The sequence below is a fragment of the Clostridiales bacterium genome (assembly GCA_018333995.1).
GTDB lineage: Bacteria > Actinomycetota > Coriobacteriia > Anaerosomatales > SLCP01 > JAGXSG01.
On record JAGXSG010000016.1, the window covers coordinates 16,983 to 41,682 of the forward strand.

Sequence of the window (24,700 nt, forward strand, 5' to 3'; positions counted from 1 at the left end):
GCGAGATGGACTCCGACACGATCCTTCTAGCGCACGGCAGCGGCGGCTCTCTCATGCGCCGCCTGATCGACGAGGTCTTCGTCGCCGACTTCGCCGACTCCGCGCTAAGCGCGACTGACGACGCCGCCACACTCGAGATGCCTGCCGGGCAGCTCGCATTCTCAACCGACACCTATGTCGTCTCACCACTCTTCTTCCCAGGAGGCGACATCGGACGACTCGCCGTGTGCGGCACGGTGAACGACGTCGCGACAGCGGGTGCGCGACCGCTCTACCTCTCGGTGGGCTTCATCCTCGAAGAAGGGTTGTCCGTCGCAGACCTGCGGCGCGTGCTCGCCTCGATGCGGAATGCCGCCCTTGAAGCCGAGGTGCACATCGTCACAGGCGACACTAAGGTAGTCGAACGCGGTCACGGCGACGGCATCTACATCAACACCACCGGGATCGGAGTAGTGCCCGCAGGCGTGTCGCTGTCCGTCGCGCGATGCGTTCCCGGCGACATCGTGCTGCTCTCGGGCACGCTCGGCGATCACGGCATCGCGGTCGTATCGATCCGCGAAGGCCTCGAGTTCTCGACGGACCTCACGACTGACGCCGCTCCGCTCGGTCGACTCGTCGCTTCAGTGCTTGACGCCGCACCCGGCGTGCGCTGTTTCCGTGACCCGACCCGCGGAGGACTGGCCTCCGCGCTCAACGAGATAGCCGGGGCCTCCGGCGTCTCGATAACCGTCGAAGAAACGTCGGTCCCCGTTCACCAACAGGTGATGGGTGCGTGCGAGATGCTCGGATACGACGTCTACCATGTCGCCAACGAGGGTAAGATGCTTGCCGTGGTGCCCCCCGAGCAAGCCGACGCGGCACTGGCGGCGATGCGCTCCGCCCCGTACGGCGAGAATGCTGCCATCATCGGCGTCGTAGGCGAATCCCCCGCCGGCACCGTGCACGTCCGGACGGCCTTCGGCGCGACCCGCATCATGGACATGCTCGTCGGCGAACAGCTGCCGAGGATCTGCTAGCACCCGCGACCGTGGAAGCCGGGCTCTCGCGAAGCGCGTCAGCAGGTATCGCCCGTATCGCGATCGCCGCTACCGTCTGGGGCTCAATCGCCATCTTCGTGCGAGGCGCCGAGTCTCACCCGGCGGTCGTGGTCTTCTGGCGTGTCGCGTTCGCGGCCCTCGCCATAGGCGCGTATCTGGCGTTTCGCGGGCGTCTCGGAGAGCTGATGGCGCTACCGCCACGCACCAAGCTGATCATCGCGGGCATGGGCGTGCTGCTCACGCTGAACTGGGTGCTCTTTCTCGCGGCCCTGTCCCTGACCAAGGTGGCGGTCGCCGTGTTGCTCGGCTACTGCGGTCCGATCATAGTCGCTGTCTTAAACCCTATCATCGCTCGGCAGCCTTTCGATGCGCGCATCGTCGCGCCGCTCGCGCTCGCGCTCGGCGGAACGGCGATCATCGTTGGACCCCAGAACATCGCGCTCCAGGAAGGCACCCACCTGCTAGGAGCGGGGCTCGCACTCGCGTCCGCCATCACGTACGCGCTGCTCATCGTCATCGTCAAACAACTGCTCAAGGATATTCCCGCATCCACGTACATGTTTGGCGAGTACCTGGTGGCTATGTTGGTACTGTTGCCAGCGGTGCTCCTGCTCGACGGCCCCGCCACGTTGCTCCAGTGGGGCTCCGTCGCAACGCTCGGCATTGTGCACACCGCGTTCACCGGAGCACTCTTCTTAACGGGACTGCGCCTCGTGCGCGCCGACCACGCGGCGATCATCACGTATGCCGAGCCGGTGAGCGCCGTCCTGTTCGCCGCCGCGTTCCTCGGCGAGCGAATTGGCCTGTTCACGATTGCGGGTGGAGCGCTCGTCATCATAGGCGGGCTGATCGTTGCCCGGCTCAAGCCCGCTGCCGCGACGGTCGAAGGTCCTCCCGTCCCCGTACAAGCGACCGACACTCCCCCCGGTACCGCCGCCCGGTAGCGGACGACTCCGGAGGGCGGCCCCGCTATACTCAGAAGCGAGAGTCGCTCCCTGCCCGCCACCTGCCAAGGAGACCCGCATGGGCAGCATGCAAACGCTGATCGACAACGACGCGGTCGCCCGGCTCGTCAACCGTGACGTTTCGCTCTTCTCGGTCGACGTGGATCAACGCCAGGCAATCAAGCAGCGTCTCGGTTGGACCGATCTGGCCGAGAAGGCTGTCGCGCGTCTCCCGCAGGTCACGACCCTCGCCTCGGCGATGCGCGCCGAGGGCGTTCGCGACGTCGTGGTACTCGGCATGGGCGGCTCTTCACTGGCATCGCTCGTCATGGCGAGCGTGTTAGGTCCGGTTCCGGACGACTCGCGCCTGCACGTGCTCGACACGACGTCACCGCAGGAGTGCGCACGCCTCCTCGCTTCGCTCAACCCAGCCGAGACGGCGTTCGTGCTCGCGAGCAAATCGGGGACGACACTCGAGCCGCTCTCACTCTATGCGATCTTCCGGGCATGGATGGACGAAGCACTCGGACGAGTGACCGCAGGCAGACACTTCGTCGTCATCACCGATCCCGGCAGCGACCTCGAGCGTCGACGGCAGAAAGATATCATGCGCATCGCGCTCCTCGCCCCGCCTACAGTGGGTGGCCGCTTCAGCGCGCTGTCACTCTTTGGCCTCGCGCCAACAGCCCTCGCGGGCATCGACGTCACAGCCGTAGTCGAGCACGCGCTCGCGACCGAGAAGGCGTGCCGGAGCCGTGCGGAAGACAATCCCGGCGCCCATCTCGCAGCGTGGATCGCTGACGCGTACGCCGCCGGACGCGACAAGCTCACGTTCGTCGCGTCGCCGCGGTACACCTCGTTTGGGGTGTGGATCGAGCAGCTTGTCGCCGAGTCGACTGGCAAGCGCGGCCACGGTGTGGTCCCGGTGCCAGAAGATGGCGGCGTTCCTCCTGAGGCGTACGGACGTGATCGCGCGCTCGTGGTCATGCGCGAAGCGGACGATTCGAAAGTCTCCAATTTCGCTGAAGCGGCACGCGTCGCGGGTGTCCCGGTGATGGAGTTCGTCCTGAGCGAACCCGCGGCGATCGGCGGCGAGTTCGTTCGGTGGACGTTCGCGGTGGGCCTCCTCGGTCACCTGCTCGGTGTCAATCCGTTCGATGAGCCTGACGTCGCAAAAGCAAAAGCCGCCACCGTTGAAGTGCTCAACGGGAAGGCGGCGGTTCCTCGGGCGCGCGTCGACCTCGACGGTGTGTGGCCAACATTCGCGGGCGGCCTCGCAAGCGCACCCGATCCTGCCGGACTCGAAGAGGCGATCGTTTCGCTCCTCACAACCGCACGGTCCGGCGATTACCTCGCCGTGCTCGCCTACCTTCCCTACGATGAAGCCCTCCTGGCGCCGCTGCGTAGCGCGTGCCGCGAAGCGTCGGCGTCACTATCGGTTCCGGCGTGCGTCGAGATGGGTCCCCGGTATCTGCACTCGACCGGCCAGCTCCACAAAGGCGGACCTGATAGCGGCGTATTCCTCATGATAACCACTCGCGATCAGACCGATGTAGCGATCCCGGGCGCACCCTACACCCTCTCGCAACTCTTCCGCGCGCAAGCCGAGGGTGACCTCGTCACGCTTTCAGAAGCCAAGCGGCGGATCCTCCGGCTCGACCTGCCCTCCGCAGAACCGTCTGCCCTCACACGCGTGGCTGACGCCATCGCCCGCGGTGCCCGCAACGTGCGGACATGACGCTACAGGCCGAGGGCCTTCTTGAGAGACGGTACCCGCCGTCTCGACACAGGCACCTGCGAGTTCTCCTGATCCTGGAGGGTGAGCAGAAGCGTGCCTCCGTACATCGGGACCACTTCGCGCACCTTAGACAGATTGACGAGGTAGCGACGGTGGACGCGAAAAAACCCTGCCGTCGTCAACCGCTTCTCCAGTTGAGAGAGGGAGACCGTGGACAGGTACCGCTCGCCGTCAGTATGAAGGTAGGAGTAGTCGTCTCTTGCCATCACGTAGCAGATGTCCTCGACGTGGAGCAGCAGCTTCTTTCCGCTCTTTTCCACCGGGATCCGATCGACGCGCGCACCATCGGCGGGAGCTGGGGAAAGACGCGCGATCGCGGCCCGTAATCGTTCCATCTCCACCGGCTTCATGAGATAGTCGGTCGCTGAGACCTCGAACGCTTTCACCGCGTGCTCGCTATGGGCTGTCACGAACACGATCGCAGGCTGGCGATCCACGCCCGCAAGGGTCTCGGCAAGCCGCATTCCCGAAAGTCCCGGCATGTCTATATCGAGAAAGACCACGTCGTACGGGATTGCCTTGATAAGCTGGAACGCCTCTGACACGTTCGAAGCCTCGCCCACAACCTCGACACCGCCAACTTCGTCAAGCAAGAAGCGGAGCTCGGCGCGCGCTGGAGCTTCGTCGTCGACAACGAGCGCCTTAAGCGTCATCCGAGCCTCCTCGATCCGTCTCGCCGAGCACGACGGTAATCAGTACCTGTGTTCCGCCGCCCTCGGCGTGCTTGACGGTCAAGCCGGAACCAGGGCCGTAGTATCCCCTCAGCCTATCGTCCACGTTTTTAAGCGCGATTCCAAGTCCCTTCCCGAATCCTGGCTCCAGAACGCGGCTGAGATCATCCTTTGCGATTCCGGCACCATCGTCGGTTACTTCGATCTCGATTCGGGAGCCGGCGCGACGAGTGGTGATCGAGATCGTTAAGGGATCGACCTCTTTCATGCCGTGCTGCACGGAGTTTTCGACGACCGGCTGGATCGCGAAGGCGGGAACAAGCAGGCCCTGCACCCCGGTATCGATTTCCTCGATAACCTCGAGACGGTCGCCAAAACGCGCCTTCTCAAACGCGAGATACGTGCGCACGTACTCTAACTCCTGCTCGAGAGGCACGAGGTCTTCCGTCGCCTCGAGTGTGCGACGGTAGAAGCGGGCGAAATCACGGAGCAGTTCCCGCGCTTTCTCGGGGTCGGTACGGATGAGCATGGCGATCGTGTTAATCGTGTTAAAGAGGAAATGCGGGTGTATCTGCGCTTGCAGCGCCTTGAGTTCCATACGGCACGCGAGTTCCGTCTGCCGCTCAAGTTCTGAAAGCTCGAGTTGTGTCGAGAGCAAGCGGGCTAATCCTTCGGCCATCGCGATCTGCGTCTCGTTGAGCAAGCTGCGATGCATGTAGTAAAACTTCAGAGTGCCGACCGGCTGACCTCTCATTTCGAGCGGCACGACTATCGCGGCCTTGAGCACGCATTCCCATTGGGGACAGCCGATTTCGGCGCTGTTCTCAAGGATACGGTGTTCGTTGGTCTCGATCACCTCGCGTGTCCCTCGCGTCATGATCGGCTCACCCGCAACATGGTGGTCCTCACCTATTCCCGCGAATCCAAGCACGCGCTCCGTGTCGGTGATCGCGACGGCGGCCGCCTCGCTGTGCTCGAGCGCAAGGCGGCACACAGCGCCCGCGCTCTTCTCGGTCAGCCCTTGACGCAGGTAACCCAGGCTCCCGTTTGCGATCTCTAACGTGCGATGCGACTGCATGGCCTTCAGATGGTCGGGTCGGCTGACCCAGCGCGCCACGCCGCTGCCAACCGCAATGAACGCAAGCCCCGCGAGCGCGATCACGAGCATCCAACCCGGTGCGGTGGAAGAGATGATGACCCAGCCCGCCACTACCGCAAGTACGGTCGAGGCGAACAGCAGGATCGTATCGAATAAGATCGTGCGCCGGGGCGTCACGATGCGCACGCGGTTCACCCCTCCCGAACATCACGAACGAGAAACACCAGTCTCGTTGCGAGTTCGCGCATCCCAGCTTTCGCGTAGAGGCGGCGCGATGCCATATTTGCCTGCTGGGTGCACAGACTCACCGTGCCAGAGCACGTCCGGCCGAGATACCGGAGCGCTTCAGAAAGAAGCGCTTCGCCGACACCACGCCTGCGCGTGGCGGGGCTGACCGCCAGACGTCCGATCGTTGGGCTGTCTCTCACGACCGTGGCCAGAGTATAGCCGATGACCCTTCCGGCCTCATCGGCGACCGAAAGGCGATCCTCTTCAAGGTGGCGGGTTAACCTATTGGCGTCGTAGCGCCAGAACTCGTCGAAGCACGCCGCGTCGAGCGTCACAAGCGCGCCGAGATCGCCCGGAACCGCAGGACGGATGATCACACCCGGTGGTGGTTGAACGCGCTTGGGCTCACGCGCGGCGCGCAGCACGACCATCTCAGTGTGCACACGCATCCCCGCAGCCTCGTAGCGGCACGCGGTATCGGCACAAACAAGCGGGCTCAGCAACAGACCGAACTCCTGCGCCCCTGCGACAGAGGCAAGCGAATCGATCAGAGCGCCGATCCGCTCCTCGGCGCAGTACAAGCCCTTCACGGCGAGAATGTCGAGGTGATCGCGCCACCTCTCAACTATCGCTGCTTCGGTGCCGTTTTGGGATATCTGTATCCGCCACGGACCCTGCTTCCGGAAGCGTTCGTACTCCTCGGCCGAATCGAACAGGAGCGCGCGCCTCACCACCGGCCACAGCCGCACAGCTTCATCATCGGTAGCCGTACGCAAAGCGCCGCCGTTCACACGAGGCCTGCCTCACTCGCCCCCAGGAGTATCGCGCTCACGGCAAGCATGAACGCGAAACCCGTGCGGAGCGTGCGCTCTCCCGCGGCTGCGGTAAAACGCGCACCGATGATCGCTCCGGGAACCGCTCCGATCGCAAGAGCGAGCGCAAGCCCCGGATCAACGTTGCCGAGCACCCAGTGCGCGACCGCGCCCGGTACCGCAAGGACGGCGATAGCGACAAGACTTGTTCCCATCGCGACCTTGACGCGGTATCCCAGCAGCCGATGCAGGAGCGGGACAAGCACGATGCCGCCCCCCAAGCCGAGAAACCCCGAGAAGAGTCCGGTCACGATGCCGAGAAGAGCGACGGTTGCCGGACGCCGGAGAGCCGGAGCACGCGTTACGCTGGAGTCATCGCCCTGCCCCCCGCGAAGCACCATCACGGCGGCACAGAGTATCATGAAGGAGTTGGCAACGATGACGGCAGTCCCGCCCGCGTGCACGGACGCCTGCGCGCCCGCGGCGGACGCGATTACTCCCCACGCCCCAACCGCGACGCCCGTCTTCACGTCCGCGTGCCCACTGCGCATGTGCGCGATCGCTCCCGCGGCCGAGACAGGCACAATCGAGGCGAGTGCGGTCCCGACAGTCACGAGGGCCGGGTACCCGAACACAAGCCGGAGCGCTGGGATCGTAAGCACGCTTCCGCCCACCCCGAACGCGCCTGAGAGCATACCGGCGATCAGGCCGGTGAACACGGTCGCAAGTGAAAGCGTAAGCGTGAGCATCACCGCTTCGTGTCGTGGCGAATCTGAGGGAACCGGCCGGTGATCGCCGCGCGGTCTACTCGGCGCTCACCAGAGAACAGCGATCGTAACGCTATATCGTCCCAGATCCGATCGAGAAACATCGGCCACCTGCGCTGAAAGTCGAAGTAGTTATGACAGTTCTGCCGAGCGTACTCGGACGCGTCTTTGACGGCCGCGCGAGCGACCCTGAAGTACCGTCCTCCCTCTGAGCGGCGGGAGACGCCTCGAAGCATCGCGGTAGCGACCGCGCGCCACACCACAGACGACGACATGAACCGGCCAGGATAGGGCTCCATTGACTCGGGCGTCACCTGTCTCAAATCGACCTGCGACTTGGCGAATTCGATCTTGCGGTGCTCGTAGACGAAGCGGTACACGTCCTGGCGGAACTGTAGCGCTTCACTGGGAAGCCGAGGCGGACGGTGAATCACCGACCACTCTCCGTCGAGGAACACGTCACCGCCGTGCATGCGGACGTTGATGACATAGTCGATGTCCTCGCCCCGCACCACCCATGGGTCAAACGAAACGTTGCAATACATGTCTCGATGAAGCGCGAGGCATCCTCCAAACGCGACAGTCGATGGCGTCATCCTCGGCGGACGATCGACCATCGCGAGAGCCTCATTGAACGCGTCCTCCCGGCGCCAGAACATGTCCGCCCATTGCGGGTCAGCGTGACGCTGGTAACGGCCATCCTCATCGGTGTAGTAGCCGGTCTTCGCCAAAATCGCCTTGCCGTCGTCCAGCCGCATCCCCAGACCCTCAAACGCCTTCGTGAAGAAGGCCGGGTCATCGATGATCTGGTCGTCGTCGATGAACAAGACCGCCTCGCTCCCAAGCACCGCGGCGGCGATGAGGCCGACGTTACGCACGGCGCCGTACCCCACAAGATTCACTCCAGGAATCATGTCCGCGAACTCGAGTTGCTCCATGCGGCGATGAAGCGATCCGATCTCAGCGGGACCAAACACGAACGCGTCCATGCCCGGGATGTCCGCGAGAATCTCACGCACGCGGTCCTCCGCCGCGTGTTCGATCGAAGGGTCCGTCGCAGCCACGGTGACTACAACCCGCTCGACTCCCTCGACCTCCTGCAACGAACGCAAACACGCTGGCAGCGTACCGTCTGAATCGATTGGTGTGGGGTGGTCGTATACGGCGAGCACGTTGTTTGGCACCCTGTTGCGGCGCCCCGTCCAGAAGGTAGGGATGATCACGCACGGATTCACGCTGGCCACCTCTGCGTCTGCGGTGTCTGCGCCAAAGTTGCATCGGACCGCTCCGATTCTACCGCTTCACCCTCCTCGTGCACATGGAGACCGCATCGCTTGAGCGCCTCGCGGATGACGGCAGCCGGACGCGAGCCGATGATGAGCTCGTTGCACACCAGCGTCGCCGGCGTCGCGTCGATGCCGATATGCAGCGCGACGTGCCTAAACTGATGGAGCCTCTCGTCGTAGCGGTCTTCGCTCCAAGCCAGCCGGGCGGCGGCAGAATCGACACCGGCGCCTTCGGCCACCGTCAGCAATATCTCCTCATCGCCGATATCGAGACCCTCGGCAAAGTACGCCGCAAAGATCGAGCGGTGGACCGCTTCGTGAATCTCGCTCCCGTGGTCGCGAGCAAGCTCGGCTAGCGTGTGCGCCTTGTGCGTGTTGGGCAGAAACTCCGGCAGCACAAGCGGAAAACCTTCCTTCTTCGCAACCCGGCGCAGGTGCTCAGAGACACGGTCTGAGTGTCCGGCCGCCTCAAGTTCACTCACACGCCAGCCCTCAAGAGGCATCGAAGGCCTGAGCTCGAAGGGCACAAGCACCATCTCAAAGTCCGTATCCACGCGCACCGTGTCCAACCGGAACTGGTCGACGTAGCAAAACGGTCAAGTGTAGTCGAAGAACACGAGCACGCGGGGGCGCTCGAGCACCGGTTCTGCGTGTCCGGATCCGACATCAAGACCGTGGCCCTCACGCTCCAGCGTCATTTCACTCCCTGCTCTGTCATTCGACGATCCCGAGGTTGTGTCCACACGAGACGCAAACGCCCGCACGCGTCGCGCGCCTGATGATGGTGTACCCATCGCGGACGATCGCGCGCGCGCCGCACGCGGGACAGACGGTGTCCCCAACACCTGTCTCTAACACATTGCCGATGTAGATGTAGTCGAGTCCCTCCTCGGCGCCGATCTCGGCGGCGCGTCTCAACGTCTCGACCGGCGTTGGTTCGAGATGCGCGAATTCGAGACACGGGATGAACCGTGTCACGTGCCACGGTGTGGCGGTTCCGAGCGACCGCGCCACAAACCGCGCGATTGCCCGCAACTCCGTGGCGGAGTCGTTGATCGTGGGGACGACATTCGTGACGACCTCGACATGCATTGACCACGCCTCTTGAGCGTAAACCGCCATGTCGAGCACCGGGCCTCCCGAGGGAACCTTGCACAACGCTCGGTATGTGGCGTCTGACGCCCCCTTGATGTCAACACGCCACACATCAATATGCTGCCCGAGATAGTCAAGTCCGTCGCTCGTGATGTAACCGTTTGTGACCATCACCGTGTACAATCCGCTGGCCTTTGCGATCCGGGCGACGTCATGGACGTACTCGGCCCAGATAACAGGTTCGTTGTAGGTGAAGGCGATGCCCGCGCAGCCGGAATTGAGCGCGCACTGGACGGCGTCATCTGGTGTTATCGCCTCGATCCGCACACCGTGCCCGGCACCCTTCTCCCTGCTGATTCGCCAGTTCTGACAGTGACCGCACGACATCGTGCAGCCAACGCTCCCCACTGAATACACCGTCGAACCTGGGTGGTAATGGAACACGGGCTTCTTCTCGATCGGATCGACCGCGGCCGAAGAGACGCACGCGTACGTAGTGGCGATGAGCGTGCCTCCGTCGTTCCTCCGCACGCCGCACACACCGGTACGGCCTACAGCGATCAGGCACCGGTGGGGACAGAGCAGGCAACGAACGCACGTGTCTTCCGGTCGCCAAAGATCCGCGGTACGCACGGTCAGCGCTCCTCGTGGCCGGGAGCGAGTCTCACTCGATCGCGCCCCTGTTCCTTGGCCCGGTAGAGCGCCCTGTCAGCGTCCTCGAACAGCACTTCGTGACTCGTCATGGCCGAGTGTGCCGAAGCCAAGCCCACCGAGATGGTCACGGGCACGATCCCAGCGGCTTCCGCGCCGGCCGGCACGCGCAACCGGGAAACCGCGATACGCAACTTCTCCGCGACCGCGTACGCCGCGGTCTTGTCGACGCCCGGTAAAATGATCGAAAACTCGTCACCGCCGTAGCGGACAGCGATGTCCGTCTCACGCAAGACGTTCTTGATCGTGTCCGCGACAGCGCGGAGCGTCGCGTCTCCCGTCGAGTGCCCATACGTGTCGTTGATCGCCTTGAATCCGTCGAGATCGAGCATGAGAAGCGAGAGCGACGGACCGTACCGGCGGAACCGGGCGAACTCGTTCACGAGCCGCTCGGCGAAGACTCGACGGTTCCACAGCCCGGTGAGCGGGTCGACGGTAGCAGACTCGCGCAACGCTGCCACCTGGTCTTCCAAGCCGCGAACGTGCATCGGGACGCACATCCGCCACTGGGAGGCCCCGGCGAGGACCGCCGCGGCGTGCTCCACACATGTCCGATAGCCACACGCGCCACAATCGCGAGTCTCATCCCGGCTGGAAAAACCCCCGTCCCGCAAGGCGGCATCGATAGCCGCATCGTCGAAACTTAGCAGCGGCACCGGATCGGGCGAAAACTCCCGGCGCACCTCAACGCCCGGAAGCAGCGTGAGCACCCTGCGTGAGGGAATAGGTGCTGTCCTGTGCTGCGTCAACTCGAATGTCCGCAGTGACCGCCGGGCGTAGCTCGACAGGTGCGCACCCATCGCGGGGCCGTCAACACAGCTCTCGCAGTAGAGCATGTCCACGACGCCAGGCGTTGTCTCACCGGCCTCTATGGCGGCCAGCAGCCGGTCGACCGTAGCAAGTCCCCTGACCGTCACCACTCCTCCGGGCACGTTGTCGCGAGCTTGCAGCAACGTCCGGGGAAAGCCGTCGGTAAGCGAGATTTCCTTCCTGGCGGCCAGCGAGCGAGCCTGACTCCCGCCGGTCACTCCTTCGGTACCCGCTATGCCGCTCACCATGCTCTTGAGCTCATCAAAGCCGATGACCGCGTCGATGGCGCCCGCAAACGCAATATCCGCATACTCGTCTTTTCGGGCGAAGCACGGCGACACGTAGACGACAGCGAGATCGGGACCGGCGTACATCTCGCGAACAAGACGTGCCTGCGCGATGTAGGGCGGGACGATCGGCGCGAGACACCCCGCAAGCGAAGGCCGGTACTTGCGTACCCACTCCGTGACCACGGGGCACGTGGAGCGCAGCATCGGGCGGCGCGGCAACTCCGGTTCAGCGGAGGCCCACACCGTTTCGTACTCGACAGCCACCATTTCCTCGCCGAGAAACGTGCTCTCAACCGCATGGAACCCGAGTGCGAGGCACGCTTCTTCCACGCGCTCGGGCGTCGCGGGATGCATCGCCGCGGCAAACTCCGTCGCGAGCACCACTACGACCTTCGCAGAAGAGGCGAGCAAGCTCCGCACGCGGGGAACATCGTCCCTGACACGCATGCCGCCCGATCCGCACGCACCGACGCACGCCCCGCACCTCACGCAGCGCTCCGTGACCACACGGGGGCTTCCGTCCGCGACACGGATCGCGCGTGCGACGCATACGCGCGCGCACACCCAGCACAACTCGCACCCTGGCGGCGGATCGATGATCGTGATGCCCGTCGGGGCGTCTACGTGTTCGTAGCGCGTATCCACTCATCTCCCGCCATCAGCGAAACACGGCATCCCAACACATGTTCGCGAGTTCAGCTCTGATCCGAGCCTCTATCGCCGATGAACGCGGCGTGCTTCCTGAGCAGCGTGACGAGGGGAAGCCCGAGCCCGTAGAGCACGATCGCTTGACCGGCCCCGACACTCATCACGCCGAGCAGATATACGGCCACGAACCCGTTTGCCGCGTCGATGCCCAGAATCGGCGCCTGCTCGACGCCGAGCGCCTTGAACAACATCGGCAGATACGCCGGGACGATCAGCGCGTTTGACACCACCGGTCCCAGCAGTGCGACGGCGACACGAGCCCGGAAACGCCACGTCCACGCCGCACCGAGTGCGGTCGCACACGACCCTAACACGACATCGAAGAGCGCAGCGGCGCCCAGCTGAGGAAGGAGGGTCGCGTTCGCAAGCGCGGTGCCAGCGGCCAGGCCTGGGATTGCCGCCGGCGTGAACACGGCGACCGCGGTGATCGCCTCACTCAATCGCAGCTGGATCGGACCCCATCCAAGCTGTGCGGGCATCTGCAGTACGGCGACCGTAACGGCAGTGTGTACGGCGGCGATCACGCCCGCCTGCGCTATGTGGCGTGGCCTGCTCACCCTGGGCCTCGCGTGTCATCATCGGGAGGAAAGTCGGGCACAACGATCGTGAACGTCGAGCCTTCGCCCTCGACGCTCTCCACCGAGATCGTCCCTCCGAGAGACTCAATCGCCGCCTTCGCGATCGGCAGACCGAGACCGAATCCTCCCGTGCTCTTCGAGCGTGACACATCCGAGCGGTAGAACCGTTCAAAGACGTTGGGCAGTTCGTCCGCTGATATGCCAATACCCGTATCGCTCACTCGCGCGACCACGAAGCCCTCTTCCGCCCAGCAATCCAAGGTGACTGTCCCGCCCTCGGGAGTGTACTTGAAAGCGTTGTCCACCAGAACGGAAAGCGCGTCTTCAAAGCGTGACGGCTCTGCGAGAATCGGCAACTCGACTTCGGGCGGACCTTCGTAGTGCACGCCCTTGTCCTGATAGCGGGTTATGGCGCCGGCCATGACCTCACGGGCGACCTGCACCACGTCGAAGGATGTTATTGCGAAATCCGTGACCTGTTCACTTCTAACGAGCGAAAGGAGATCGCCACACAATCTCGCCATCCGGCGTGACTCGCGATCGATGGCCTCGACCGCCTCGTCCCTGACATCCGCATCATCAGCGCTCCACGCCCGCAGGATGTTGGTGTAGCCCCTGATACCCGCCACCGGAGTCGCGAGCTCATGGGAGGCGTCGGCCACAAAGCGCGTCTGCGTCGCGGCCCGGTACCGCAAGCGCGCAATTAGGGCATTTAGCGCATTCCCGAGCTCCACCATTTCTCGGGGACCCACTACCGGCAGTTCGACATCGAGGCGGCCTGAGTCGATCGACTCCGCGGCAAGTCGCAACTCTTCGATCAGTCTTAGCACCCATCCGATGCCCATCTGGATCATGAGCACCATCATCACCATGCCAGCGATTCCGAGAGCCGCAATCGGAAGTGCGACTGTGTTGATGACGGATTCCTCGGCCCATGGGAGGTACGTGACATCCATGACGCCGCGCGAGCCATCGGGAAGGTAGAGGGGGGCGTGGACAGTATGCACCGCGATCCGCGCATCGCCTATCAGGACGCCGAGAGCCGAACCCTCCCGCGCTACGGACTCCGTTTGCTGGCCGAGGTGCCTCGATTGACGGCGCCTTATGTCATCGGCGGTGACAGCTCGGTCTCCACTCGACCATAGCAGTGACAGGTTCGCGTCGTAGAGCGCTACCTCTATCTCGTCCCCACGGCCCTCGTCGAGCAACTCTGAAAGGCCGCTCAACAAGCGGCGGGTCGCCTCGCGCTGGAGTGCCTCGCCCTCCAACCCCTCGGCGGCAGCGTCGATCTGCGCCTCGGCGGCCATGGCACTCACCGCGCCTGTCATCACCGCGGCGTTCTTTGCCGCCGCTTCGCGCGCCACCGCTGTCAACGCATCACCAAGCACCGCGAACGTCGCAAGGAGCAACCCGCCAACGATGAACACCGCGACTATGGTCGACACCAGCAAGAACCATACGCGTAGCGACGACCGTCTCATCTATCCCCTTGCGAAGAAGTACCCGACGCCCCTGATCGTTTGGATGATGGAGTTTTGTTCATCACCGATCTTGTTGCGCAGGTGACAAACGAAAACCTCGATCACGTTGCTGTCCGTGCTCCTCTGTGCGCCCCAGACCGAATCGAGGATCTCGTCGCGCGTCACCACGCGCCCCGCATTGGTGACAAGAAAGGCGAGCAAATCGAACTCTCGTGCAGTGAGCTCTATCGGTTCCCCGTTGAGCGTCGCCCTCCGTGATGCGGCATCGACTTCGACCCCCGACGCTCTCACCGCTGAGCCAACACGCCCTTGCTCGGTGCGTTTCAGCAACGCCCTCACGCGCGAGAGCAGCTCCGGAATCTCGAAGGGCTTGCGAAGGTAGTCGTCGGCGCCTGAATTAAATCCGGAAACGACGTCTTCGGTCTCAGCCCGTGCGGTGAGCATCAGTATGGGCACCTCGATGCCAAGCGATCTGACCGTCTCGGCCACTTCGATGCCATCCATGCCTGGCAGCATCAGGTCGAGGATGATGAGGTCGGGGGTGTCCTGCTCGATGATATCGAGCGCCTCAAGGCCGTCGTCGACCTTATGAACCCGGTAGCCTGCGTGCATGAGCTCGAGTTCAACGAACCGGGCGATCGTCCGATCGTCTTCCACCACGAGGATCTTCTCGTCCCCTGCGCGTTCTCCTTGCTGGTACATACTCGGTGCCCACCCCCACTGTCTCGGTCGTCCGTGTCCTATCCCTATCGCTTCACAAGCTCCTCTGCGATCTGGACCGCGTTGAGCGCCGCGCCCTTGCGCAACTGGTCGGCGACGATCCACATCGCGATACCGTGCTCCACACTGTTGTCCCGGCGTATTCTGCCGAGGAAGACTTCGTCTGTTCCCTCAAGGTCCGCAGGCATCGGGTACGCTGATGACCCTTGGCCGTCAACAACGGTGATCCCAGGAGCGCTGGCGAGCGCCCGCACGGCCTGGTCAACACTGATCGCGCTGGCGAACTCGACCGACACGGCCTCAGAGTGACAGCGCAAAACGGGAACCCTCACGCATGTCGCCATCACGTTGATCTCGGGGGCGTGCATGATCTTCCTCGTCTCGACCGCCATCTTCCACTCCTCTTTGGTGGTGCCGTCGTCGAGGAAGACGTCTATCTGGGGGATGCAGTTGAAGGCGATCCTGTGCGCAAACTGCTCGGGCACGACTTCCTTGCCATCAAGGAACGCCTCCGTTTGTTCGTGAAGCTCTCGCATCGCGGCCGCCCCGGCACCAGACGCCGCCTGGTACGTGGATACCACAACTCTCTTGATTGGGGCGAGCGCGTGAAGCGGGGCGAGAGCCACTACCATCTGGATGGTCGAGCAGTTGGGATTCGCTACGATCCCTGAGTGCCACGCGACGTCCTCGCCGTTTACCTCGGGAACAACGAGCGGCACACCTTCATCCATGCGAAACGCCGAGGAGTTGTCGATCATCACACAGCCCGCGCCCACAACCGCGTCGCGAAAGCGTCTCGACACCGCCGCGCCCGCACTGAAAAGCGCGATGTGCACACCTTCAAACGATCGTGCAGTGAGCTCCTCGACGACGAACTCTTCGCCGGCGAACGGCACCGTCGAACCCGCACTCCTGCTCGAGGCGAGCGCGATGACCTTGGCGGCAGGGAACTCCCTCTGCTCGAGAACGGCGAGCATCTCGCGCCCGACGGCACCCGTGACGCCGGCTACAGCCACTACGGGGCGTGCGGGGAGCGGCGGCCACGCCATCAACTCACCGCCCTGCACGCGGGAGAGGTTTCAACAGATATCTCGGCCGCGTCGAGCCCGAAGCTCGAATGGAGGGCTCGAACCGCCGTTTCGACTTCATCTGCGGAGATGACGCAGGAAACCCTGATCGATGACGTCGAGATCATGTCGAGGTTGACACCCGCATCCGCGAGCGCCTTGAACATCTGAGCGGCGACACCCGGATGCGTTTTCATTCCAGCTCCAACAAGGGACACCTTCGCGATCGACTCATCCACGCTCCACGTGCGCGCATCGAGCTCCTCGACGACTTCACTCGTCGCCCGGCGGGCCCGCGCGAGATCGTCTTTGGGCGTGGTGAACGATATGTCTGTCGTGCCGCTCTCAGAGACGTTTTGAATGATCATATCGACGTTCACGTTGGCCTCGGCAAGCCTGCCAAAGACAATCGCCGCCACCCCGGGCCGGTCCGCCACATCCCGGATGGTGATCTTCGCCTCAGAGGTGTCGTGCGTGACACCAGAGATTATCGCTTGCTCCATCGTATCGTCGGCCTCCTTGACGATCGTGCCCGGCGCGTCGTTGAAACTCGAGCGGGAGTGGATCACTACACCGTGGTTGCGCGCGAACTCGACAGCGCGAAGCTGGAGTACGCGAGCCCCCGTTGCCGCCATCTCGAGCATCTCCTCGTAAGAAATGGTGTCGAGCTTGCGCGCCAGCGGCACGACTCGCGGGTCTGCCGTGTAGACGCCGTCGACGTCACTGTAGATGTCGCAGACATCGGCTCTCAGCCCGGCGGCGATCGCGACAGCCGTTGTGTCCGAGCCGCCCCTGCCGAGCGTCGTGATCTGGCCATCGTCAGTCACGCCCTGGAACCCCGCGATGATCACGATGTGGCCGGTAGCGAGCGCAGCGCGAACCCGCTCCGCCCTGACCTCGCGAATCTTAGCTTTGGTATGACCGGAATCGGTCACGATACCCACTTGCGGACCGGTGAACGAGACCGCTTCGTGCCCGAGAGAGTGAATCGCCATGGCAAGCAGCGCGATCGTCACCTGTTCACCCGTGGCGAGCAGCATGTCCATCTCGCGCTCCGGAGGGTGAGGCGATACGCGCGCCGCGAGTTCGGCGAGTTCGTCAGTCACATCACCCATCGCCGAGACAACCGCCACGACCTGATCGCCAGCGCACTTCCTGTCTACCAGTCGACGCGCGACGCCAAGAATCCGCTCCGTGTTAGCGACTGAGGTGCCTCCGAACTTGGTCACAACCAGCGCCACTGATCTCCTTCACTCGAAAATCCCTGGAATCATCCCGATGGACTCCCACCATGTAGTGTATCATCGGCCGCCGACACCCGGACTCAGCTGGCGTAGAAGCGCAACCGCTCCGCGAGGCTCCGCATACGTTCAGGCAACACCGCCATCGAGTCCGCGCAGAAGTGATCGACCAGCGCGTGCCCGGATGTGCGGCCCATCACCTCCTCGATAGCGCGCACCGCGGTGCGCAGCCCTTCAATCTCCTCGGCGATAGCGTGACCCTGCGCCCTTTTGACCGCGACACGGCCCCCAGTGATCCGGATCGCCTGTCCAGCCTCGGCGAAGCGCTCGTTGAGCTCCTTTTCCACGTTGTCCGCAAGGCGAGGACCGCCGAGTATCCTAAAGCTTCCGAGCATCCCCTCGGACAGGGCCACAAAGACCGCGTGCGCCTCGTCGATGCCGATATCTTCCGTCTGGACGGACGCCTCTGGGTGATCGAGATGCTCATGGCTATCGAGCTCCTCGATGAGGGCCTCAACGACATCCGGATCGAACTGCGCTCCGGCACACCGCCTCAACTCGGCGATCGCCTCCGGGCGGCTGCGGCCATCCCGGTATGGACGATCGGAGATCATTGCCTCATAGGCGTCCGCGACGGCAAGTATGCGAGCGAGCAGAGGTATCTCCTCTCCTCGCAGTCCCGCCGGGTAACCATTGCCGTCCCAGTACTCATGGTGGTGCCTGACAACAGGCGTGATGGGCCACGGGAACCCCACCGGCTTCAAGATGTTGGCGCCAATCAGCGGGTGGTGCCGCATCTGCCCCATCTCCGCGTCGGTAAGCGTGCCCGGCTTGAGAAGGATTTCTTCCTTAATGCCAATCTTGCCGATGTCGTGGAGGTACGCCGCCATCTCGAGCGCGACCAGCTGATCGTGCGATAGACCAAGACGCTGCCCGATGAGCCCTGCATAAATTGCGACACCTTCCGAGTGACCCCTTGTGAACGGATCCTTCGCGTCAACCGCGGCCGCAAGCGAACGGACCGTCGCCAGATACGCTTCCTGCAAGCTTGAAAACAGCTCGATATTGCCTATGGCGATCGTAACGTGATTCGCGATTGTCGACAGCAGGCGCACGTCTTCGCTGTCGAATCGCTGCTCCGGGTCTTGGCTTCCCACCATGATCGCGCCGACAGCGCCCTCAGCCGACACGAGGGGGACACAGAGCGCCGCGAGCGCCCCCGTGACCACCTCGACCTGACCGCCACCGACGCTGTCTGAGGGATTGAAAATGAGCGGACGTGACTCGGCTATCACCCACTCTGACATGGAGCTGCGGACCGTCTGGTCGTCGACACGCACCCCCGCAAGGCCTCTGTGGGCACGAATCTTGATCGCGCCGCCCTCCGTCTCGCGCATCGTCACGTAACCGAGATCCGCTCCGAATATCCGGAGGGCGGAACCGAGGACCGATTCGAGCAGCTCGTCCATATCGAGGGTCGAGCCGAGCGACCTGCTCATCTCGTAGAGCGTGGCCAACTCAAGAAGTTTCTTCGTGAGAGTTCCGCTACGCTCTTCGAGCGACTCGGTCATCTGGTTGAAGCTCTTCGCAAGCTGTCCGATCTCGTTTGCGCCCCTGACTTCGATCTGCGTCGAGAAGTCCCCATCCGCAACTCGCCGCGCACCCTCGGTAAGCGACTCGAGCGGGATTGAAACCCTGCGCGCGACCCACCCTCCAAGCCCCACAAGCGCAAGCACCGCGACCACGGACCACATCACAATGAAGTTCACCGTAGTCGAGCGCGCCTCAGCCGTCACTTGATGGCTTATCAGCGAGAGAACGTATGCGTCGCTCTCGGCGCCTTCCGCTTGGACTGACACCGGAAGGCGGTCCACACGCACCGTATGCGGATGCTCTCCGACGGTAATCGTCCCGAGCGCGTGTTCCGCACCGCCTTCTTCGATGGCAGACACGAGCTCAAGGATCGCATCACGCTGGCTTTCGAGCGCCGTCGAGACGACGCTTGTGTCAAGGAGACGTTCGGGATCGAGGGATCCGGAGATGGCGGTCGTGCCAAGAGCGGTGAACACGAACGCGTATGCGTTCCCTGAACCAGACGCAAGTCCCGCAACGAACTCTTCGTCAAGCAACGTGGACACGCAGACCGTGCGGGAACCGCTGGTCGGCTGGCCGACAACCAGTCGCAAAAGACCATCACTCCCCACCACGACCTTCGCCTGCCTCCCCGCACTGGCAGATATCGCGTCTGCGGTGAGCGGAACGCGCCCGCACTCCGGAGTGTCCTCGCCCGCGGCGGCTACGATCTGACCTCCCGTGTCCACCACCGCGACCGTCGTGAATCGGTACACGCGTTGCGCTCGCTCGAGCGCCGCCTCGATCGCCGGCACATCTCCCGCTTCGATCGCCGCCGTCAGCCCCGCGTCGCTCGCGGTAAGCCCAGCGAGCGATTCCATCATGCGAACACGATCTTCAAGACGGGCCTGAATCCCCGCTGAGGCGCTTTCGGCTACCTCTTCGATCCACCGGTCCGTCAGCTCAGACAGGAAGTACGTCGCGACAACGGTGGCCACGCCACCCACAATGAGCGCCGCGAGCACGAGCGGGATTGCAATCTGGTAGTACAGATGCCTCCCGAGCAACACCCGCCGCATCCCTCACCCGCCCGTCTCGAAGGCGGATGGCTGATCCCGCATCTCACGTCTCGCCGCAAGCGCCCGGCCAAGCGTGACCTCATCGGCGTACTCGAGATCACCTCCCACAGGCAGGCCAGACGCGATCCGGGTGACCGAGATTCCAAGAGGCTGGAGCATGCGCGCGAGATAGAGCGCTGTCGTCTCCCCCTCAACAGTGGTGTTGGTGGCGACCACAACCTCTCTCACTGTCCCCCCGGCGACCCTGTCGAGCAGCTCGCGAACGCGCAGCCGGTCCGGGCCGATGCCGTCCGCGGGAGAGATGACCCCGCCGAGCACATGGTAGAGGCCACGGAACTCGCCCGTGCGCTCGATTGCGACGACGTCGCGCGGCTCCTCGACGACACACACGAGCGACGCGTCACGTTCCGGGTCTGCGCATGTCTGACACACTTCGCCTTCGGCGAAGTCGAAACAGCGAGGGCAGAAGTGGATGACGCGCTTGACCTCCACGAGCGCGCCGGCGAGCCGCTCGGCATGTTCGATGTCGGCTCGGAGCACATGGTATGCGATACGCTGAGCGGACTTGGGCCCGATGCCAGGCAACCGTTCGAGTTCCTCAAGCAAACGGGCGATAGGGGGAGCGTGATACATCGGCGAGCCCTACGTGAGACCGGGAATATTCAGGCCGCCTGTGACCGCCGCCATCTTTCTCGACGCGAGTTCCTGTGCTTGCCGAAGCGCCTCGTTGACCGCCGCGGCAACCATGTCTTCGAGAATCGCGAGGTCTTCGAGGTCCACGGCATCCGGATCTATTGTCAGCCGCTGCAGCTTCAGGTCGCCCGAGATCGCGGCTGTGACGGCGCCGCCACCGACAGAGACTTCAACGTGCTCCTCGGCGAGTTCCTGTTGGACTCGCGCCATCTCGGTCTGCATCTTTTGCGCCTGCTTCATCATGGCGCCCAAGTTTGGTTTCATCCCATCACTCCATCTACTTGTCGGTGTGCGACGTCTCGGACACTTTCTGCGCGCCGAGCGTTTCGGTCATGAGAGTCTCGATGTCCGGCGAGCTACCGGAGTTCGCACGTGTCGCCTCTCTCGGCTGGGCCGATGTCGGCATCTCCGGCGGTCGCACCGCACCGCGGCCTAGCTGGAAACGGAATGGCGGCGGCGGGCCGAGGACCGTTGTCATCGCGCCTTTGAGCAACTCTATGCTCTCCGGCTCTGAAGCCTGGCTCATCGGGAAACGGGCGGCCGAGGGAAACTCGACGACAAGAGTCTCGCCGTCGGCGTCGATGTCGACCTCTGTGCCGTCGAACATGGCACTCCTGGCGGGCTTGCGCTTTCGGACCTCAGCGACGATCGCGGGCCATGCGCGCTTGGCCCTCGCGCGATCGAATGTGCCAGCCGTCCCAGGGCAGGACGGCGCGTGCGCGGGGGTGGGGGTGAGAGCGAGGGCGGGGGTGGGAGCGGCATCCGAAGCGATCAGCGGCGGGGCGCTCGCTTCGGCGTGCGAGACGGTCGAAACCGCACTGACCGGCGCGCCCGCTTCGAGCGCCTCGACTCGCTCCGCGAGCGCTTCGAGCGTGAGCTCGCCATGCGGACGCGCCAACCGCGTGAGCGCGACCTCGAGCGCGAGGCGCGGATCGGGCGACCACCGCATGTCTCCCGTTAGCTCGCCGAGCAAGTCGAGCACGCGTGAGAGCCGGTCGAGCCCGAACTCATGCGCCTGAGCCGTGAGGCGGGCAAGATCTGACGATGGCGCCACGACGATTCCGTCGGCGTCTCCCACCGCCGCGATCACGTACAGGTCACGCACGTGCCCCACGAGCTGCCGGACGAACTCCGGCATGTCGACTCCCATCTGGGTGATTCGCGCCACGAATCGAAGGCTTCCCGCGACGTCGCGCTGGGCGATGAGTCCGGCAACCTCGAAGATCAGCGCCGAGTCGACCTCACCGAGCAACCCTTCGACATCCTCAAGGGAAATTGAGCGGCCTGAATACGCCGCGAGCTGCTCAAGTGTGGAAATCGCGTCGCGCATCCCGCCAGCCGCGTGGCGAGCTACGAGCGCGAGCGCGCCGTCGGCGACCTCGAAGCCTTCCGCACGCGCTATGTAGTCGAGACGGCGCACAATGTCGTCGATGCCGATCCGGTGGAAATCAAAGCGCTGGCATCGCGAGTGAATCGTCTCGGGCACCTTGTGCGGATGAGTGGTGCACAAGATGAACACCGTTCGCGCGGGCGGCTCTTCGATACTTTTGAGAAGCGCGTTGAACGAGTGTGTCGAGAGCATGTGCACTTCGTCGATGATGTAGAGCTTCCACGCGCCTCGCACTGGCGGGTACTGCAGCCGGTTGATGATCTCCTCGCGCACGACCTCGACCTGCGTGCGGGAGGCGGCGTCAAGTTCATAGACGTCCGGATGGGTACCTTCGACTATCGCGACACACTGCTCGCAGTCGCCGTCTGGATCGGGTGTCGGACCGTGCTCGCACTGCAACGCTTTGGCGAAGATGCGAGCGGTGGTCGTCTTGCCGGTGCCGCGTGCTCCCGTGAACAGGTATGCGTGCGCTACCGTGCCCTCGGCCAGAGCGTTTCGCAGCGTGCGCGTCACGTGCTCCTGTCCAGCGACGTCCGCGAACGTCTGGGGACGGTACTTTCGGTAAAGGGATATCTGTGCCATCGGTTCCTTCCACGATACCCGTGTGCGACCGGAGCACCCCGCAGCGGGGAGGAGACACACGCCTGACGCCTTCGAGCGGGACCCGGACGCCCGGCAGAGGACGCTTATGGCTGCTTCCTCCCGGACCTGACCAGGTTCACGCCGTATCGCCGTCCGGATCCCGCTCGAAGGCGCTCCGCATAGAGCCCTCAGTATAGAGCCGATCGGCTCCTTCAACCAGAGGGCCGTGCTCAGCGGAGCGCGGCAGGAACGCTTCGGGGAAAGGGGAACAATCTTGTACGACGAAGGGAGGCACCCCGGATGGACACACTCGATCGCAGATCGCTTCTTGCGCTCGCCGGTCACGCTGGATGGCCGGCGATCTCTGTCTACCTGCCGGCACATCGCGCGGGCGCCGAGACGCAACAAAATCCAATCCGCTTGAAGAACCTCCTGAAAGAGGTCGAGGCTGCGCTTGCCCAGGGCGGTATGCGCGCCCCGCAGATCGACACACTTCTCTCGGACGTATGGAAACTCCAGGGAGATCCCGCGTTTTGGCGGGATGGCTTCGACGGGCTGGCCGTCTTCATCGGCCAGGCAACCTTCACGGTGTACCGGACAGCGGTCACTCTTCCCGAACGCGTCCGGGTCGGCAAGCACTTCTTTATCAGGCCGCTCGTTCCCGCGCTCGCACCGCACCTGCGCTTCATTGTGCTCGCACTCAGCAAGAATCGGGTGCGTCTGCTTGAGGGAACCGGTGAGGAGGTACGCGAGATCGATCCTGCCGGCATTCCCCAGGGCCTCGCCGAAGCGCTCAAGTACGACGACTACGAGAGGCAGGTGCACTTCCACTCGCGGACACCAGCGGCCGCGGCTGGCCGAGGAGGCAAACGAGCCGCTATGTTCCACGGCCACGGCGGACACGCGGACATCGCGAAAGAGTCCCTCGAGCGCTACTTCCGGCTCGTCGACAAGGGACTTGTAGAACTGATCGGCACGGCCGGAACACCGCTGCTCCTGGCTGGGGTCGACTACCTGCTGCCGATCTACCGCGCCGTCAGCACATACCGTGACCTGCTACCCGAAGCTCTCACCGGAAATCCGGACGAGACTCCCGCGGCCACTTTGCACGTCGAAGCGCTCGAGGTGCTCAGCCCTTACGTCCGACGGAAGCTTGAAGACGACCTCGCGTCGCTGGAGAGCGCCCGGGAAAACGCCACTGCGGCAAGCACCCTCGAAGATGTCGTGCTCGCCGCCCATGCCGGACGCGTCGAGACTCTCTTTGTCGCTGAGACTGACGAGATGTGGGGAAGCGTCGCGCCCGGCATCATCGAGGTGGCCGGATCACACGACCAAGCGCGAGGCGACACCGACCTGCTTGACCGGGCGGCGGCGCAGACCCTGCTCCACGGTGGCGATGTGCACGTGTTGGCGCCGGGCGAAGCGGCAGCGGCCATCGGCTCACCCGCAGCGGCGGTGCTTCGCTACTGAGGCTCCTCCGACGTGGCCTTCTCCGCCGCTTGAGACGGTCGCAGCAAGGACGACCGGCCAGAATGGGGCCTGAGTGACGCGTGCTCCCGGGCCATCACGACGCGCACCGCGCCGATTCCAACAATGACGGCCGCAAACGCGAACACCATTTGCCACGACAGCGTGAGGCCAAACAGCCCGATCCACAGTTCCCTGAAGATGATGGCGAGCGACACATCAGCGAGGTTCACGATGCTGATCCGCTGGGTTCGCAGGTAATCGACGAGCGAGTGGAATATCTCGATGAAGATGAAGATGGTGAGTATCTCGACGAACAGATTCTTCACGTCATAGACTTTGACACCCACGATACCCAGGTACAGGTCGACTCCGATTAGCCAGACCTTCCATCCGAGCGCGGCAAGCACGAGCACCACCAAAACGTCGATGATGATCGACATCGCGAAGCCCGAGAAGCGGTCGACCGCAGCCGCAACCGGCTTCCCCGGTCCGTACTGGCTCATCTTGCGCGCCGTATCGTCACCCGTGTCGTCACTCATCTGGCGGTCTCCTCTGCTGGTTCGATTCCTGG

22 protein-coding genes and 1 other RNA gene are annotated in these 24,700 nt (G+C 63.8%); 4 read left to right on the plus strand and 19 right to left on the minus strand.

Annotation, left to right across the window (positions count from 1 at the left end; all coding sequences use genetic code 11):
* Nucleotides 1-5 precede the first annotated feature (5 nt).
* From hypE to KGZ40_04760, 3 genes are all read left to right on the plus strand, one after another.
* On the plus strand, nucleotides 6-1,016 hold the full coding sequence (gene hypE, locus KGZ40_04750; protein ID MBS3956818.1) for a hydrogenase expression/formation protein HypE: 1,011 nt from the start codon (nucleotides 6-8) through the stop codon (nucleotides 1,014-1,016).
* Between the two features lie 11 nt (nucleotides 1,017-1,027).
* Nucleotides 1,028-1,981 carry a DMT family transporter gene (locus KGZ40_04755; protein ID MBS3956819.1) on the plus strand — a complete coding sequence of 318 codons (954 nt, stop codon included), beginning with the start codon at nucleotides 1,028-1,030 and terminating at the stop codon, nucleotides 1,979-1,981.
* A gap of 79 nt (nucleotides 1,982-2,060) precedes the next feature.
* Nucleotides 2,061-3,719 carry a hypothetical protein gene (locus tag KGZ40_04760; protein MBS3956820.1) on the plus strand — a complete coding sequence of 553 codons (1,659 nt, stop codon included), beginning with the start codon at nucleotides 2,061-2,063 and terminating at the stop codon, nucleotides 3,717-3,719.
* A gap of 2 nt (nucleotides 3,720-3,721) precedes the next feature.
* On the opposite strand, the gene KGZ40_04765 is transcribed toward KGZ40_04760, so the two are convergent.
* The 18 genes from KGZ40_04765 to ffs form a co-directional block, all read right to left on the minus strand.
* The gene (locus KGZ40_04765) at nucleotides 3,722-4,432 is read right to left on the minus strand and encodes a response regulator transcription factor (GenBank protein MBS3956821.1); all 711 of its coding nucleotides are present in this window, start codon (nucleotides 4,430-4,432) and stop codon (nucleotides 3,722-3,724) included.
* Nucleotides 4,422-5,735, minus strand: a complete 1,314-nt coding sequence (locus KGZ40_04770) for a histidine kinase (protein ID MBS3956822.1) — start codon at nucleotides 5,733-5,735, stop codon at nucleotides 4,422-4,424. The genes KGZ40_04765 and KGZ40_04770 overlap by 11 nt, the downstream gene beginning before the upstream one ends.
* A 5-nt stretch (nucleotides 5,736-5,740) precedes the next feature.
* Nucleotides 5,741-6,568, minus strand: a complete 828-nt coding sequence (locus KGZ40_04775; GenBank protein ID MBS3956823.1) for a GNAT family N-acetyltransferase — start codon at nucleotides 6,566-6,568, stop codon at nucleotides 5,741-5,743.
* Entirely contained in the window at nucleotides 6,565-7,338 is a 774-nt protein-coding gene (locus tag KGZ40_04780) for a sulfite exporter TauE/SafE family protein (protein MBS3956824.1), read from the minus strand. The genes KGZ40_04775 and KGZ40_04780 overlap by 4 nt, the downstream gene beginning before the upstream one ends.
* Nucleotides 7,338-8,591, minus strand: coding sequence for a hypothetical protein (locus tag KGZ40_04785; protein MBS3956825.1), 1,254 nt, complete (start codon nucleotides 8,589-8,591; stop codon nucleotides 7,338-7,340). Before KGZ40_04785 ends, KGZ40_04780 begins: the two co-directional genes overlap by 1 nt.
* A complete protein-coding gene (locus tag KGZ40_04790; GenBank protein ID MBS3956826.1) occupies nucleotides 8,588-9,196 on the minus strand; it encodes a DsbA family protein in 609 nt (202 codons plus the stop codon). The genes KGZ40_04785 and KGZ40_04790 overlap by 4 nt, the downstream gene beginning before the upstream one ends.
* Nucleotides 9,197-9,356: 160 nt before the next feature.
* Nucleotides 9,357-10,370, minus strand: a complete 1,014-nt coding sequence (amrS, locus tag KGZ40_04795; GenBank protein MBS3956827.1) for an AmmeMemoRadiSam system radical SAM enzyme — start codon at nucleotides 10,368-10,370, stop codon at nucleotides 9,357-9,359.
* A gap of 2 nt (nucleotides 10,371-10,372) precedes the next feature.
* Nucleotides 10,373-12,193: a diguanylate cyclase gene (locus KGZ40_04800; protein MBS3956828.1), complete on the minus strand. Its 1,821-nt coding sequence runs from the start codon at nucleotides 12,191-12,193 to the stop codon at nucleotides 10,373-10,375.
* Between the two features lie 50 nt (nucleotides 12,194-12,243).
* A complete protein-coding gene (locus KGZ40_04805; GenBank protein ID MBS3956829.1) occupies nucleotides 12,244-12,813 on the minus strand; it encodes a QueT transporter family protein in 570 nt (189 codons plus the stop codon).
* A complete protein-coding gene (locus KGZ40_04810; GenBank protein MBS3956830.1) occupies nucleotides 12,810-14,315 on the minus strand; it encodes a HAMP domain-containing histidine kinase in 1,506 nt (501 codons plus the stop codon). The genes KGZ40_04805 and KGZ40_04810 overlap by 4 nt, the downstream gene beginning before the upstream one ends.
* On the minus strand, nucleotides 14,316-15,017 hold the full coding sequence (locus KGZ40_04815; GenBank protein ID MBS3956831.1) for a response regulator transcription factor: 702 nt from the start codon (nucleotides 15,015-15,017) through the stop codon (nucleotides 14,316-14,318). It lies immediately after the preceding gene.
* Nucleotides 15,018-15,061: 44 nt separating this feature from the next.
* Nucleotides 15,062-16,084 carry an aspartate-semialdehyde dehydrogenase gene (locus tag KGZ40_04820; protein ID MBS3956832.1) on the minus strand — a complete coding sequence of 341 codons (1,023 nt, stop codon included), beginning with the start codon at nucleotides 16,082-16,084 and terminating at the stop codon, nucleotides 15,062-15,064.
* On the minus strand, nucleotides 16,084-17,343 hold the full coding sequence (locus tag KGZ40_04825) for an aspartate kinase (GenBank protein ID MBS3956833.1): 1,260 nt from the start codon (nucleotides 17,341-17,343) through the stop codon (nucleotides 16,084-16,086). The genes KGZ40_04820 and KGZ40_04825 overlap by 1 nt, the downstream gene beginning before the upstream one ends.
* 83 nt (nucleotides 17,344-17,426) lie before the next feature.
* On the minus strand, nucleotides 17,427-19,994 hold the full coding sequence (locus KGZ40_04830) for an HD domain-containing protein (GenBank protein ID MBS3956834.1): 2,568 nt from the start codon (nucleotides 19,992-19,994) through the stop codon (nucleotides 17,427-17,429).
* 3 nt (nucleotides 19,995-19,997) lie between these two features.
* Nucleotides 19,998-20,627, minus strand: coding sequence for a recombination mediator RecR (gene recR, locus KGZ40_04835; protein MBS3956835.1), 630 nt, complete (start codon nucleotides 20,625-20,627; stop codon nucleotides 19,998-20,000).
* A 9-nt stretch (nucleotides 20,628-20,636) separates the two neighbouring features.
* Nucleotides 20,637-20,951, minus strand: a complete 315-nt coding sequence (locus KGZ40_04840) for a YbaB/EbfC family nucleoid-associated protein (protein MBS3956836.1) — start codon at nucleotides 20,949-20,951, stop codon at nucleotides 20,637-20,639.
* Nucleotides 20,952-20,964: 13 nt separating this feature from the next.
* Nucleotides 20,965-22,659 (minus strand): DNA polymerase III subunit gamma/tau, encoded by a 1,695-nt coding sequence (dnaX, locus tag KGZ40_04845; GenBank protein ID MBS3956837.1) that lies wholly within the window; start codon nucleotides 22,657-22,659, stop codon nucleotides 20,965-20,967.
* Nucleotides 22,660-22,729: 70 nt separating this feature from the next.
* Nucleotides 22,730-22,825: signal recognition particle sRNA small type (ffs, locus tag KGZ40_04850), an RNA gene on the minus strand.
* 134 nt (nucleotides 22,826-22,959) lie between these two features.
* Between ffs and KGZ40_04855 the strand changes: the two genes are divergently transcribed.
* The gene (locus KGZ40_04855; GenBank protein ID MBS3956838.1) at nucleotides 22,960-24,129 is read left to right on the plus strand and encodes a hypothetical protein; all 1,170 of its coding nucleotides are present in this window, start codon (nucleotides 22,960-22,962) and stop codon (nucleotides 24,127-24,129) included.
* Here KGZ40_04855 and KGZ40_04860 read toward each other — a convergent pair.
* A complete protein-coding gene (locus tag KGZ40_04860) occupies nucleotides 24,123-24,668 on the minus strand; it encodes a phosphate-starvation-inducible PsiE family protein (protein MBS3956839.1) in 546 nt (181 codons plus the stop codon). The two genes, KGZ40_04855 and KGZ40_04860, sit on opposite strands and share 7 nt — an antisense overlap.
* Nucleotides 24,669-24,700 lie beyond the last annotated feature (32 nt).

Coding starts and splice junctions, on each gene's coding strand:
- KGZ40_04840 (MBS3956836.1), bottom strand. CDS start 20,951: ATGAAACCAAACTTGGGCGCCATGATGAAGCAGGCGCAAAAGATGCAG.
- KGZ40_04810 (MBS3956830.1), bottom strand. CDS start 14,315: ATGAGACGGTCGTCGCTACGCGTATGGTTCTTGCTGGTGTCGACCATA.
- KGZ40_04830 (MBS3956834.1), bottom strand. CDS start 19,994: ATGCGGCGGGTGTTGCTCGGGAGGCATCTGTACTACCAGATTGCAATC.
- KGZ40_04820 (MBS3956832.1), bottom strand. CDS start 16,084: ATGGCGTGGCCGCCGCTCCCCGCACGCCCCGTAGTGGCTGTAGCCGGC.
- recR (MBS3956835.1), bottom strand. CDS start 20,627: ATGTATCACGCTCCCCCTATCGCCCGTTTGCTTGAGGAACTCGAACGG.
- KGZ40_04765 (MBS3956821.1), bottom strand. CDS start 4,432: ATGACGCTTAAGGCGCTCGTTGTCGACGACGAAGCTCCAGCGCGCGCC.
- KGZ40_04815 (MBS3956831.1), bottom strand. CDS start 15,017: ATGTACCAGCAAGGAGAACGCGCAGGGGACGAGAAGATCCTCGTGGTG.
- KGZ40_04860 (MBS3956839.1), bottom strand. CDS start 24,668: ATGAGTGACGACACGGGTGACGATACGGCGCGCAAGATGAGCCAGTAC.
- KGZ40_04780 (MBS3956824.1), bottom strand. CDS start 7,338: ATGCTCACGCTTACGCTTTCACTTGCGACCGTGTTCACCGGCCTGATC.
- hypE (MBS3956818.1), top strand. CDS start 6: ATGGACTCCGACACGATCCTTCTAGCGCACGGCAGCGGCGGCTCTCTC.
- KGZ40_04760 (MBS3956820.1), top strand. CDS start 2,061: ATGGGCAGCATGCAAACGCTGATCGACAACGACGCGGTCGCCCGGCTC.
- KGZ40_04855 (MBS3956838.1), top strand. CDS start 22,960: ATGGACACACTCGATCGCAGATCGCTTCTTGCGCTCGCCGGTCACGCT.
- dnaX (MBS3956837.1), bottom strand. CDS start 22,659: ATGGCACAGATATCCCTTTACCGAAAGTACCGTCCCCAGACGTTCGCG.